10 protein-coding genes are annotated in these 15,155 nt (G+C 42.0%); all 10 read right to left on the reverse strand.

The window, feature by feature from the left end; translation table 11 throughout:
• Positions 1-813: an N-acetylmuramic acid 6-phosphate etherase gene (gene murQ, locus DTA23_RS13530; RefSeq protein WP_046672659.1), complete on the reverse strand. Its 813-nt coding sequence runs from the start codon at positions 811-813 to the stop codon at positions 1-3.
• 22 nt (positions 814-835) lie between these two features.
• Positions 836-1,480: a polysaccharide deacetylase family protein gene (locus DTA23_RS29145; RefSeq protein WP_236560312.1), complete on the reverse strand. Its 645-nt coding sequence runs from the start codon at positions 1,478-1,480 to the stop codon at positions 836-838.
• Positions 1,481-1,530: 50 nt separating this feature from the next.
• The gene (locus tag DTA23_RS13535) at positions 1,531-3,357 is read right to left on the reverse strand and encodes a glycoside hydrolase family 9 protein (RefSeq protein ID WP_236586153.1); all 1,827 of its coding nucleotides are present in this window, start codon (positions 3,355-3,357) and stop codon (positions 1,531-1,533) included.
• Between the two features lie 42 nt (positions 3,358-3,399).
• Positions 3,400-5,259 (reverse strand): outer membrane protein assembly factor BamB family protein, encoded by a 1,860-nt coding sequence (locus tag DTA23_RS13540; protein ID WP_112375045.1) that lies wholly within the window; start codon positions 5,257-5,259, stop codon positions 3,400-3,402.
• A 143-nt stretch (positions 5,260-5,402) separates the two neighbouring features.
• Positions 5,403-7,244, reverse strand: coding sequence for a RagB/SusD family nutrient uptake outer membrane protein (locus DTA23_RS13545; protein WP_112375046.1), 1,842 nt, complete (start codon positions 7,242-7,244; stop codon positions 5,403-5,405).
• Between the two features lie 13 nt (positions 7,245-7,257).
• Entirely contained in the window at positions 7,258-8,184 is a 927-nt protein-coding gene (locus tag DTA23_RS29150; protein ID WP_256603720.1) for a SusC/RagA family TonB-linked outer membrane protein, read from the reverse strand.
• Positions 8,162-10,750 (reverse strand): SusC/RagA family TonB-linked outer membrane protein, encoded by a 2,589-nt coding sequence (locus DTA23_RS13550; protein WP_256603722.1) that lies wholly within the window; start codon positions 10,748-10,750, stop codon positions 8,162-8,164. The genes DTA23_RS29150 and DTA23_RS13550 overlap by 23 nt, the downstream gene beginning before the upstream one ends.
• A 51-nt stretch (positions 10,751-10,801) precedes the next feature.
• On the reverse strand, positions 10,802-12,046 hold the full coding sequence (locus tag DTA23_RS13555) for an exo-beta-N-acetylmuramidase NamZ family protein (RefSeq protein WP_239468771.1): 1,245 nt from the start codon (positions 12,044-12,046) through the stop codon (positions 10,802-10,804).
• Between the two features lie 444 nt (positions 12,047-12,490).
• Positions 12,491-13,141, reverse strand: a complete 651-nt coding sequence (locus tag DTA23_RS13560; RefSeq protein ID WP_112375047.1) for an N-acetylmuramoyl-L-alanine amidase — start codon at positions 13,139-13,141, stop codon at positions 12,491-12,493.
• Positions 13,142-13,259: 118 nt separating this feature from the next.
• Positions 13,260-15,149 (reverse strand): SusD/RagB family nutrient-binding outer membrane lipoprotein, encoded by a 1,890-nt coding sequence (locus tag DTA23_RS13565; protein ID WP_070561308.1) that lies wholly within the window; start codon positions 15,147-15,149, stop codon positions 13,260-13,262.
• Between the last annotated feature and the right edge of the window lie 6 nt (positions 15,150-15,155).

Consider the following 15,155-nt stretch of genomic DNA (forward strand, 5'->3'; position numbering starts at 1 on the left):
TCAATGGGTATCCTGATAAGCTTCGATTGCCTGTCTTACATTACCAAATTGCTCAAGCAAAGCCGCAGCTTCTTCTTCAAGCGCCCCGGTCTGATCCATAATGATACGTACACCACGACCGACCAGCTTATGGTTTGACAATTGCATATCGACCATCTTGTTCCCCTTTACCCTACCCAATTGGATCATCACTGCGGTACTGAACATATTTAACACAAGTTTCTGTGCTGTACCCGATTTCATTCGCGTAGACCCGGTAACAAATTCTGGCCCAACAATAACTTCAACCGGATACTGCGCTATTTCCGCAATCGGGGACCCTCCGTTACAGACAATACAGCCCGTCACAAGCCCTTTCTCGTTTGCCGTTTTCAATCCGCCGATAACATAAGGTGTGGTTCCAGAAGCCGCAATGCCGATAACAACATCGTTTTCATCAATATCATACGCTTCCATATCTTTCCATGCTTGCTCCAGATCATCTTCTGCAAATTCAACTGCTTTTCTAATTGCAGTATCACCACCAGCAATCAACCCAATGATCCATTCAAATGGAACGCCGTATGTCGGAGGTAATTCAGACGCATCCAGCACGCCCAAACGGCCACTTGTACCAGCGCCGATATAAAAAGTTCGACCACCAGCCTTCATTTTCTCCACAGTGACTTTGACTAATGCTTCAATCTGAGGGATAGCCTGCTCTACAGCAAGTGGCACAGATTTATCCTCATTATTGATATTTGTCAATAACTCATGCACAGACATCTTGTCTAAATCCTGATAATTCGAATCTTTCTCCGTTGTATTTACCATTATTAGTATATATTGTATTTCTTTATTTCAATAAATCGGGTACATCCACAAGTTGATACCCTTTCCCCTTTAATATGCTAATGATATCATCCAAATGATGATACAGCTTATCTTTCCGCCGACCGTCAGTTCCCATATGAATCAATATCAAAAATCCATTGAGCCCATATCGAGCTTCGTAAGACCAGAGATTGTCGAGAATCGCTGTCGACGATAAATAACGCCCCCCCATTTCAGGATAGGTATAATCAGCCGCAGTCCGTATTCCTGGTGTATAATTAACCGAATTTAGACCAACTGCCTTTGCCCAGTCGACTGTTTCACTATTATACCATTCATAAGAAGGAATATAATAGGACAGCTGCTCTCTTTTGACACCCGCGCCTTCCAGTGCTTTCAGGTTTGCTTTTAGATCAGCGACAAAAGAGTCACGTTTGACCAAAAGCACATCCCTACTCCCCCAGTCACTCATCAGAATATGTTTATCGGAATGCCCCGAAATCCAATGGCCATCGCTTAACATCTGACGGACATACGGCTTAAAACCTGGAGTTCTGAGATAATCACCTGTCAGGAAAAAAGAGCCTTTAACGCCATTATGCTTTAGACTTGCTAATACCTCAGCAGTACCCTCAGATAAATCATGACCGGTAAACACCAGGGCCACCTGCCGTTTTGTCGAGTCGCCCCGGACAATAGCTCCAAAAACATCCCGTGTTACTTTTTTCCGGTAGGCTCCTCCATGGCCTTACCCTCCTTTGAAGCCAACAGATAAATCAACGAAGCGGTACCATCCATTGTCGGCTCATTCGTACTATAATCTCCGTAGTCGTCATGATAGACCGCCAGATCACTTTGAAACTCCGCATAGCTATCCGGATTATTCAACTTGATACCAATCAGATTGCGGTACGTGGATGCCATAATGGGCCCATCAACCAATCCGCCGTCGATCGGATGCTTTCCAAGAAAGGTAAACGCCGAATGCGGATCGACAGGTGTATCGCCTCCAGCCGGAAGACCATATACCATACTCGTGCCCCAAGGGTTCGCCCCGAATAACCAGTCAAAATTAGCTTGGGCTAGCTCATCAAAATGTGCATCTCCCGTCAATTCTTTATACCAGAGACATTGGATCGCAAAGGATACCGTTAAGTTGTTGCTACACCAAATAAAGGGAACTCCCCGAAAAAAAGCGTTTTTCTCAGCTCTCCGATTGACTTGCTCAATCCCCTGTTTATAATAGGAAACAATCTCCTCGCGATCTTGTCCTTTTAATCCTTTTGCCAACTCATAATGCCCAAGATTGATAAAAGGATACCACTGATAATGTGCAGCAGTATCGCTAACCATCCAAGGTGTAATCTTTTCTTGCCGGGCGAAGCGTAAGGCTTCTCGTGCAAACTTTTCTTTTTTTGTCATCGAAAAACCCATTGCAGCGGCCAACTGCATATCGTCTACCCAATTATCTTCGGCATAAATATAGGGCGATTTCACAGAAACTGTCTGTGTCACGCCTGGTTTTATATTGGCATAAGCATAGGCTGTTTCCGATTTCTTCGAAAGCAGCGTTGCATATTTCCGATCCTCTTTGTCAAACAACATCGCCCCCAGTCGAAAAGCACTACTAAATTTACCAGCAGTAGAGCTTGTCCCGGTTGTATTGTTCATAAACTTGCCACGCTGCTGTGGCTCTCCATCGATAAAATACACCGGTCTCTCAAATCCACGACCATAGTAAGGATCTTCCTTTGGCATCCGCATGCTGGCATGATCCCGGTCATCACCAATCTGATTGTACATTTGGTTGGCCTTGGGATGCATTTTCAACAGCCAATCCAAGCCCCATTTTGCCTCATCGAGCACATCGGCCCGGCCATTTTTTCCATCAAGACCATTTGCTTGCTTTAGATCACCAAACACCTTTGGAAAATCGCGGTAAGCCGCTAACAGATGAAATGTTGCATTTGCTGACGTTGTCGCATATTGCAAATAATCAGAAGCATCATGCCAACCGCCACCCGCATCGATACGGGAGCTATCGGGAATGCCAACCTTTCCTGCATACAGCGCAAAGCCATCGTGTGTATGGCAGCTATCGTTCAGAAAAGGGTTGAACAATGTCCGTTGTTGCCGCATATAACGCAGTGCAAAATCTGCCGCTCCTTTATAAACGTCCCGAGCGATTCGGAATGTTGGAGACTTCACATCTCCGGCCTGAACAAAAAAGCGTCCAGTATCCTGCATGGAAGAGAAATCAAAACGAAAGCTCTGAACAAAAGGACCATAAGCCCCATAATCTTTTCCAACAGGATGTACATAGACTGTTTTACCCGTTTGTGCGTTTTTAATTTCAAAAGAACGAAGCTGCCTGATTGATTTCCCACCCCATACCGCGACCTTCTTGCCCGCTGGAGTATAGCCCAATTGGTTTATTCTAATCCAAGCATTTTGCTGTGCTTTCGCAAAGTTACAAACAAAACATGCAAAAACAAGCAAAAAAGCTTGACGTAAATTTAAGAAGTTTAGACATTTTTTTATCATATCAAGGCATTTATTTTCAAAAAGACCATTTCAATCGATTGCTTAAAACTGTAATGAAACTATTTTGCCATCCATCGTACTCGCTATCACGGTATTTCTCCCATTTAGTGCAACGGGATTAACCATTCCATTGGATATTTTATATTGCCATACTACCGCGCCTGTTTTTGCGTCAACTCCAGATAGCAAACCCGAATGACTCGGCACAAAGACCAACTTGCCATTGGATATAATTGCAGAAGGTGTCAATTCGTAGGGCAATTTAAGTTTGGACTTCCAGGCAACATCCATACGATCACCAGCAACCGAAATACCTAAAAGATCCCCATCCATCGTCTTCACATAAACCAATTTATCATCTGCAGCCAACCCCATAGACTCGCGCACCCGAATGGTATCTTTCTTTTCCCGCCAGATGACCGCACCGTTATTCGCATCCAGTGCTGTCATAAAACGATCCGGTGCAACTACAAAAACACGATTGTTTACCCCCACCGGATTGCATGCCGCAGCAGAAAACATCCGATTGGCCTGTCCATTATTCCACTCCCACGAAAGCTTACCCGTTTTGGCATCCAAAGCATAGAATCCATTGCTCCAGGAACCAAAAATTACATTCCCCAAATAATACGTTGGCAGCGTCGATACAAATCCTTTGACCTGGTCAAAACTCCACTTTACAGCTCCCGTCTTGATGTCCAGCGCTCTAAACTTACCATCCGAGCCACCGATAAAAGCCATGCCATCATGTAGCAAGGGTGAACCCAAAACCGCCTTCTCAGTCTCCACCTTCCACAACAACTTGCCATTACCGGCATCTACCGCATAAATTGCATGATCCGATGATCCCGCCACGACAATCCCTTTCCACACAGCAGGCGTAGAATAAACTTTACCGCCGGTACGGTATGCCCATAGCTTTTTGCCAGTTTTTAAGTCAAGCGCAAAGATATCGCCCACGGTATTTGATGTAATCACGCTATTTTTGTAAACGGCTAGTCCCGCCCCGATATCGCTGGCGTCTTCAAACGTCCAATTAACTTTAACCTGGTCCGCATATTTTGCGTTCACAGCATAACTTGGTCTCGGGTAGCTTATCGTTTCATTTTCATAATGATGGTCGAACATTGGAACAACAACCCAAGGTTTCTCCTGCATTCCTACACCGGGATTACGCTCTTGATAACTCGCTTTACCATCGGCGATGGTCACAATATTATAACCTCCAACCGCTTTATTCGCACGCAGATTAGACCGTCCCATCACCCCCGGAATTCCTTCCCAATCGTATAATTTATTGGCATGACCATGCCCACAAAGCGCCAACTGGACATTCCGCGTTTTAACTCTTTTCAGTGCGTCAAACCAGTTATTTAACGATGAATCCTGTGGATAATGATTAATATAGATCAATGGAAGCTGTTTATCCGGATTCGCTGCAAAAATGGAATCCATCCAAACCAGGTTTTCCCGAGGAATTTGACCAGGACTCATGCGCATATTGGGGCCTGAATTGGTTCCAATGAATGCGTAGCCTTTATGCTTAAAGAAAAAGGTTTCGCCACCAAAGACGGTGCGAAACGTGTTGGCTCCATTTTCTGACCAATTGCCATCGTGATTTCCCGGAATCACGTACCAAGGCAGCTGCAAACTATCTAAGATTCGCTTCGCAAGCTTTAACTCATGATCAGCACCAAACTCGGTGATATCTCCGGAGACTATAACAAAATCAATATCTTTCAATGTATTCAGGTCCTTTACAGTACGTCGCAAATCCTCCTCACCTGTTGCACCACCGACATGCGTGTCTGTTACGTGGGCAAATTTGAAGGACTGCTGTGCTATCGCAACGTTAAAAACGCAGGATAATGCAATAAAAAAGGTGATAATTGGAAACCTCATGCGTAATGTTTTCTTAAAAATAGCGTTTTTATGCATAAAACAGAAATGATATTGCATTTTTATGCATCTTCATGTAAATCAAAATTCATTATGTATTAAAAAGCCTTTCTGAAATTCAGAAAGGCCTTTTAATACAATGCTATCTATTGCCAGCCTGGCGTCTGTGTTAAGATATAGCCCAAATTTGCATATTGTTGAATCTGATTCAGTCCAACAGGAGCCAAGTACGACCGATCGGTAAAACTTACCCTGTTTGCAAATTTCGGAACAACGTAATATCCCACCATAGCATCGGCGTTTTTACCATTGTACGTGATTGTATTTCCTGCTGCGTCACGGACTTTCAAAACACCTTCGTAAGCTTTTGTCAAACGATTTGGAAGGTCCTTTTTGATATTTACCCAGGGACCCAATGAATAATCGACATTGCGTGAAAAGTTCATATAATCCAATTTTTTCCAGCGACGGATATCATTCAATCGCGCATACTCATATACAAATTCCATTCTTCGTTCACGTCTGATTTCCCACATCAACGGCGATACATCCGCATCGCGGCTTGGATCGTTCGGCAGGGAATTTAATGTCAAAGGTGCCGTTTTCTTTACCCCTTTAGCTATGGCATCTGCGTCTAGCGGCCTATTCCGTACCGCATTGATTGATTTATCCAAATCACCTTGGGTAACAGCTGCTCCACCAAAAAACTCCGCAAGAATCTGCCTTGCCTCAATCCAATTCAACACAACCTCACCAAGACGCACAATCGGAGCATCATTTGTATTTGTATTACTACTCCATTTTGCTGGATAAGTTTTTCCAATATACGTCAAGGCTTCTCTAGCAGCAAATTTATGACCGTAAGCAAATGTTGATGAAGCTGTATTAACGGTATCCATCAACGAAGCTTCAAACCGTGGGTCTCTCGTTCTCGCCAAAGATTTCATCGAAAAGTCCGAAGCATTTGTGAGCGCTGAGTTTTGCCAAACCTTTCCATCGTTACAGATAAAAGATTTCAACAAATCCAAGTTAACGCCCTTCTGCCCTTCAGTACCATTACTGTAAGAACCTACGGCGTGCGTTACTTTCAAGGCATCATTATAAGTTCTGAAGAAAATTACCTCTGGATTGCTTGAAAGATCTTCAGATGCGAACAGGCTTTTAAAATCACTTCCAAAAGACCACTTTCCACTATTCATGACAACTTCGGACGCTTTAACCGCAAGCGCGAGATACTTTTTCGCACGATCCTGATCCAAGCCATGGTATTTTTCCCAGGAACCTTCAAACAACATGAGGTTAGAAATAAGTGCCGCTGCTGCATATTTATTTACATAACCTTTTCCGTCATCAGCACGCATATTATCAAGAACATACTCAAAATCTGTATAGACTTTATCCATAACCTCCCCGCGCTTGGTACGTTCCTTATACATTGTAGCCTGATCCATCGGATCAACTTCAACATCAAAATAAGGCACATCACCAAACACAGAAACTAACCTACTATATTCGTAGCCTCTAAAAAAACGAGCTACTGCAGTCCAGTGCTTATACTCAGTCTCTGACAATTTTGACTTGGCCTTTGTTTCAATCCTGGTCAACATCACATTAGCCTTTCTAACCCAGTAAAAATTCCAGGTCGGCCCTGAGTAGGTCGTCAACATATCAGGTGTCACCGTACTCGCACCTCTACTCGTCGGAACAACTGACTCAAAGCCACCTTGCGTTCCTTCAGAAGTAAAGTCATCTGCATAGTTATATCCCACTAAGGGAGCATAGGCCGTACCATAAAAAGTATTATAGCCAACAAAATAATTTAAATAAAAATCATTTGCATACAAACGAACATCAGCTTCATTTCTCCAAAAGTTTTCATCGATTACTTTAGTTTGATCAGGCCTATCCAGCACATCCTTACTACAGCCCACCCCCAATAATATGGCGGAAAGCATGATAGATCCAATTTTTATTCTATTTAATTTCATCTGTCAAATTCGTTTAAAAGTTTAACTGAACACCAAATGAGGCACTCTTAAATGTTGGTGTTCCAACACCTGTACGTCCACCGTTGTAATTCGTTTCATTAAAAATCGAGAAGCCTTCCACCTCTTCCGGATCAATCGGTAAGCCACGAAGCTTATCCCAAGTGAAGAAATTCTCCAACGAAACATAAACACGTAAGTTATTTATCTTAGCTCGTTGCACGATATGCTGAGGAATTGTATACCCCACAGTTAGGTTCTTAATTCTCAAATACGACATATCCAACAGATAGCGGGACTGAACTTGCATATTATTGACATTCGCACTACCGCCGTTGTTGAATGCAGCTGGATAGAATGCTCCTTGATTATCTTTCGTCCAGTAATCGTTTACAAAGCTTGCAGGCATTGCTCCATCTGAAGTGTTAAATCCTGGAATCGCCAAGAATCCTGCTCCCCAAACTTTACGTTGTCCCACACCTTGGAAAAATGCTGAAACATCGAAGCCTTTCCAATCAGCACCAAATCTAAAGCCATACTGATAACGAGGCGTCGAATTACCAATGATCTTCATATCGCCAGGATTATCGATCGTACCGTCACCATTATCGATCTCGCCGTCACCATTCAAATCTTTGAATTTAACATCCCCAGGACCAAAATAGAAATTAGTTGAATTTTGGAATCGTGGCTGATAGACAGGCTTTTCACCATTCGGCCCCTCTTTCAAGAGATAGACGTTATCTGTACTTCCATAATATTTGGTCATATCTGCATTTGGTTTTACCAACTGCGGATTGTTATTTCCATCCAATACAAAATCATTGTATTGGTACAGACGGTCTGTCTCATACCCCCAAATATCACCATATACCCGACCATTATAATTCACACCGGTAGTGCGTAATGACGTATAGCCACTAAAAAACAGATTTAGAGTCATCCAAATTAGCCCTAAAATTAATACCCAATCCATTCTCAAATCGGTGGTTAAAATCGATGGCCAATTCAAAGCCTTTGGTCGTCAAGGTACCGAAGTTACCCCAAGGCGCCGCAGAACCCAAGGTCAGTGTTGTTCCTTCCAAAGGAGCAAACATATTTTTGGTCTTCTTCTGATACCAGTCAAACGTCAAACCTAATTTATTCTTGAAGAATCTGGCATCCGCACCGAAATCCAGGGTCTCCAGATCTTCCCACGTAACGTTTGGCCAATTCAGTTTTGGCGTGCCCACAGAATTCAACAATGCGCCATTGACGATGTAATTAATCTGACCCGCATCCATGTTTGAAACATAAAGATCAGAAGGTACCGTTTGATTTCCGATAACACCCCATGAACCTCTAAACTTCAACTGATTTAATGTAGCCCTTGACCAGTCCATGAATTTTTCTTCTGAAACTACCCAGCCTGCTGAAAAGGATGGAAACCATCGCCATTTCAAATCTGTTGGAAACTTGGAGGAACCATCATAACGGATATTACCTTCAAATAGATACTTATTCTTATACGCATAGTTCACACGGCCAAAATACCCTAATTGTGATTCCCAATACTCACCACCGCTACCCGTAATTTGGCCCACAGCCAAATCAAACTGAGGATTTGTGATATCCAATAAATCAGCACGCTGTGTCCAATGGTAAGAACCATCGTTTGTTACTCTATTTAAACCAAGGATAAATTTAAAGTTATGATCATCATTCAAGTCGAGCTCATACGTTGTAAATGCATTGACAGTATGCTTATGTTCATTTTGTGAACGCATATAGATATGATCTTGCGCAGAACCATTCGCTGTATACATATCATTGGAAAGATCATAAGCTAAAGTTGCATCAGCATCTCCCTTATTGACAACAGCTCCTTCTTTATTGACATAAACTGGATTTCCTTGTGCATCAAACCGTTGTTTAGCTGCTACCCAAGAATTGGCTGCTGTATATCTCGTCCCGTTTTTACGCCAGCTATAATCCTCATTGGTAAATGTATAGTCTACATCTACTTTCCAATTCTTCATTATATTAACTGTAGCACCAGCGCTTAAATTAATATAATTGCGAAGCATGGAAGCTTGGTTTGCCGCCTCATTTTCACTCCATGGACTCCTTATTGGGTTGTTATTTTCGTCATAGCCCATTGGATAAAGGGAACTCCAGCGATACATGTACAACCATGGATCGGCCGTTGTTGAGTTTGTCGCATAAGGATAGATCTTGTTCCGTTGTGCAAACATCGCTCCACCCCTAATAGTCACATATTTATTCAGTTCGGTATTTAGTCTTAATGCAGCATTATACCGTTTAAACTTATCCGAATCGCCGGCCTTTAACATACCGCTTTGGTTTAACGAACCAAATGAAGCTGTATATTGTGTCTTCTTAATGGTACCATTTAAAGACAAGTTATGTGTTTGTGTGGGAGCCCACTCGCGCACCATATAATCATATGGATCATACGTTCTAACACCGTACTTTTTCGTCGGCGATCCCGGATCTACATACCAGTCTCTGCCATATACCGTTGGATCATCTTTCCCGATTGAAGATCCATATTTTTTATCCCACTCCACTGCGCGTTCATAACTTTCTCTATTTACTTTATAGAAAGCACCAGTTTCGGTTCCGCCAACTCTTTCTAATGCGTCAATGGTATATTTCAAGGCATTAACACGTCCCATTTCCAACTTTTTATATGGATTTTGGAATGAGAAGTTATTAGAATAATTTACGGTAACCTTTTCCGCACTTCCACCTGTTTTCGTCTTAATCAATACGACACCAAAAGCAGCTTTCGCACCATAGATGGACGAAGAGGCAGCATCTTTTAATACGGTGATCGACTCAACATCATCCGGATTTACATATTGGATACTCGGGATTTCCACATTATCCACCAAGATCAATGGACTACTATTCCCTTGAATGGAAGATATTGCACCACGAATACGCATGGTAGGATCAGATCCAACCTCACCACTCGGTACAGTAACACTAAATCCTGGCGTCGTCCCTTGAATTGCCCGGCCGACATCGGCGATCGGACGACTCTGTAGATTCTCCTTCACATTGATCGATGAAACCGCACCAGTTAGGTTACCTTTTTTCTGGGTACCGTAACCGACAACGACCACTTCGTCCAACGCTTGATTATCGTCCGCTAATGTTACATCAAGCGTAGCTGAAGTAATGGCAACCTCCTTCGTCACGTATCCTACAGACGAAAAACGCAACTTGCTCCCCACGGCAGCTGTAATTTTAAAATGCCCCTGAGCATCAGTCTTAGTTGACGCAGTACCGCCAATCACAGACACGCTTACCCCAGAGACTGGACCTTTTCCATCCTTTACAGTACCTTGCACCGTATTTTGAAACGCATTTTTTGCAGAAGAACTCAGAAAGGCGCTTGTTAAATTGTCGCGATTCAAAGCACCTTCTTTTTTTGCAAAAGAATAGGATTCAGAAGGAAAACTCAATCCAAGAGCAACAGAAAATAGTACAAATTTTCGCATTGATTATAGAGTTTTAAAATAAATGATTCTAGTTAATATTGTTAGTTATTGCTATTCGAAATCAGTATAAAGCAGATACTTTTTACGCATTTGCTTATAGGCTTTCAGGTCATCGGACCAAGAAGCACGAATCTGAGCTTCAGATTGTCCGGCAAGGATTTGCTTACGTAATTGATCTGTCCCCGCAAGCTTATCAAAAAATTCAGGCCGCGCGAAGAAAGTGGATTTATCAGGTGTCTTTTGATAAAATTCCAACAGATATTTTAAGGTAAATTTTTGATGATCAGCATCCAGACCGCGCAAATCAACACCATAATTGACTGTTCCTTTGCCCTCCACATGTTTGGACATACCGTGACGTTCGCCCGGTGTAAAAGTAAAGGAGCCATAGACCGGATTTGTATAACCTAATACCTGGAACGGCCAATCCGTACCCCGACCTACCGAAATATCCGTACCTTCAAAAAGACATAATGAAAGGTACAACCGAACAGAAAGATAATTTGGCAGACTTGGCGATGGGATGACCGGCAGCTCATACCTACTGTTATGATTCCAATTTTTGACCTGTACAATCGTTACATCAGCCTGGCGGCCATTCTCAAGCCACCGCTCTCCATTGATCATCTGCGCCAGCTCGCCGATTGTTAAACCATGGATCATGGCTATTTTATGCCAGGAAACATCTGATTTAAACTTATCATCATGCCTTACAGGTCCATCCACCTGATCGCCATTCGGATTTGGACGATCCAGTACAATTAATTTTTTATTATGCTTTGCACATAATTCCATTACACGGTGCAAAGAAGTGATGTATGTATAAAAGCGCGCCCCAACGTCCTGCAGGTCGAAGATCATCACATCAATTGAATTGACGATAGAATCTTGTTTCTTATTACCTCCATATAATGTAAACAGCGGCAAACCAGTCTTTTGATCAACATCATTCCCAAACTTCTCACCACGTTCAACGTTCCCGCGGAAACCATGTTCAGGCGCAAAGGCAAACTTCAAATCAACCTTATTATCGATCAAGACATCGACAAGATGTTTTTTATCAGCCCCTACAATGGAAGTTTGATTTCCCATTATTCCCACTTTCTTACCTTTTAGTTGTGGTAAATACAGCGTAAGTTGATCTGCACCCGGAATAACAACTTGGCTCGTTACCCGGCCGGTCATGCTGTTTACTGCGGTTTTGCTCGCTTGCGTAGACTTCAACGAATTCCCACAGGAAACCCAAGCAACAACAGAAATTAAAAAGGATAGCTTTAATAAGGCATTTTTCATCATAAATAGACTCTTAGATCATACACAAATTGCAGTTTTATGCACGAATAATTGAAAATCAGAATAAAAGTAAGTAGAACTTTTCGTTTTTAAAACTTAAAGCAACATAAAAACGCAAAAGAAAGTAAGTATTCACTTACAAATTACTTCTGTAACAGGAATTAAACCGCAATATATTAGTCGAGACTAAAAGCAAAAATACATTACAATAAACTGAAATACAGTCGATTACAATAAATCAGACGATTAAAAAGAAAAATAAGTAAGTGTGCAGAGCACACGCTCACGTAACAAATCAAATACAATTAACATTTTATTAACAATGCAGCAAAATACAGCAAACCAGCAAAATATATTACAAAACGATCACCAATTGCACACTTATTACTTATTCCTGTAGGAAAACGCAATTTACCTGCAGAACGAAATTCTTCGATTAGGCATGATTTAAGGCAGGGGGTTCAATTTCAGATCGACAAGATGCTTTCTTAGCTCATGCATAAATTTATCTCCCGGATCATCTTTACCCGTGATGTAATTGGGATCAGTTTCTTTCCACCAGCTTGTTTTCTTAAAACGTTGGTACTCATGGTGACCTAAAACAAATTCGATGGGATATTTTTTACTGAGGTAACGGATAAGCTCTTCGTTCGCTTTCAATTGTGCATCAGTCAGTGGGTTCTGGCGACTACCTATATTTTCTATCCCTATTGCACAATAATTGAGACCTATGGTATGCCGTGCAAAAATAGAATCTGGTAAAAACTGATAAATCGTACCGTCACGATCGATGACAAATTGCGAAGATACATTCAAGGCACTGGCCTTGGTCAGTTCCGGACGCCCCGGAAGCCGCGCAGGATTAAATGTATTAAAGGTAGCTTTCACGCTGTTATTCGCGGTCCAATGCACTACCACCATTTTGGGATGGATAACCGGAGTCGACTGCGATAGACCGTGCCGATTTTTAAGATAATCCAGCGAAAGCTGAATACGGTCTTTATCCCAGATAATGGGTTTTTGAATAATCTTGGGCGATTGTGCATATAAAACCACTATTCCAATAGAATACAAGAGCAATAAAAGAAACTTTTTCATATTCGAAGGTATGAACTTTATAAAAACCAACCAAATGCCGCTCACCGAAAATCATGACATAAAAAAGCCTGACTCTATCTAGCGGAGCCAGGCAATTCATTCTTAGATTTTATACAGTCTACTCTTTCGTATCCCACCAAACAGGATAGGAAAGAATCGTTCTGCTTGCAGCTTCTGGATTGGAGGCCATCCAATTATTTGCATTGTAATTTCTTTCGTGACTACATTGCTGAATTCTTCTTGGCCAGTAACGCACATTATTAGGGTCGCTAGACGGATAACACTCTTGTGCTGCGGCATCAAATTCAAATGGACGTCCAAAATCTGGATAAACTACTCCAAATTGAGGATCTGGAGCAGAATAATTAAATCTCCGCATATCATTCCAATTTTGAACAGTATAAGACATCGCTATTTGTTTCTGCTGCATAATTTTCGCCATTGTCAGCTCTCCTGCACTTTGAGCAACCGCTTTACTGCTTAAAAATGCAGCTATTTCAGTTTCAGAAATGACCTCCTTACCCCTTACCTGAGGATAAGTTTTCAGCTTAACATTCATCGCTTCCATATGCGCTCTAATCCCGTCTCTATAAGCCTGAAGAGCGCCTGCGCGATCCCCTTTTCTAAACAAAACTTCCGCTTTAATAAAACACATTTCATGATAGCACACTAGATGAGCCGGCGCATCGGCTCGAATATAGAAACTTCCTGTCGAATTGATATTGGGTACACCGCTATTGAAATTAGGATTTTTTTCGGACATACCATTATATCTGCTTGCGATATAATAATCATTTGTATTATCGGTAAAGTCTTTTATCCAGTCCAAACGGTCTGAATATACAGACACAAAAACAGAATCTCCTTGCCTAACCGTTGATGTATTTGTCGTAAACCAACGGTTTGTATAACTTGGATCAGCTTTCAGATCAGCAGTCGTAGCACGAACATAGCCAGAAGGGTGCGTTGTCGTCCCTTTTTTTGTTGCCATAATCTCATAAGCTACAGGACCTCCTTTTGTTCGAATATCTGTACCTATTATATCAACTCCTTTCGAAATCCGCCACACCTTCTTACCCTGTGCATCATAAAATTCACCGCTTGGAATCATTCGGATTGCTCTCGGATCTTGGACAGCAGATCCACCTGTAAATGTATTAAACAATAAATCTGTATACCATTTGGTCATCCTATTACCCGTGGCTCCCAAATTGGAGAACTGCATCGAACACACAACTCCAGCCTTATCAGTTTCACTCGTATTTATGGCTTCCATCACTGTATTATCAGCATTTGACTGCTGGGCTTTTTCCAAAGCTTTCAAAACCTCGTCAGGATTATAGAAAGATTTTTTAGACAAATTGTTTAACCATCTAGCCTTTAAACCATAAGCTAATTTCAACCATTTCTTTGTATCTCCCCCATTCCAGATATCGCCATTTGATAATGGCGTTGCTGTAACCGCTTGTGTTTTCGACAAGTTTTCTATTGCTTTATCTAGCATATCCAGACAGCCGTAAAAAATTGTCTTTCCATCGTCGTATTTTGGAGAAACATTAGGTGTCAACGCTTCTGTATATGGCATCTCCCCATACATATCCTCCATCAGCATAAACCCCCAGGCGTGGATTAATTGCGCTGCGCCAACGTAGTTCCATGCCTGCTCCGCAGTCGCTTTTTCTATCAGCGGTTCCAAATTGGATGCTGTATACACAAACCAAGCCTGATACGGCCAAGTTGTCGAAGCCAATGGGACATCCCAACGAATAATACCATCATTCGACGCCGTTCCAGAAGTTTTAGTAACATTTTGCGTTATCCACGACGCTCTTGTCCCAGATGATTCATAAGCATCTACAAATTGCATCTGGATAGAACGTAAGCGTAAATCAGGTGTAGGAACCTTCTCATTTGCCTGGGTTGGATTTTCATTTACGTCCAACCATTTTTTACATGAAGTTAAATTCAATATTGCCAATGCACTAAGTGCGAATACTACTCTTTTCATACTACA

It is taken from the genome of Sphingobacterium multivorum (assembly GCF_900457465.1).
Taxonomy (GTDB): Bacteria; Bacteroidota; Bacteroidia; order Sphingobacteriales; family Sphingobacteriaceae; genus Sphingobacterium; species Sphingobacterium multivorum.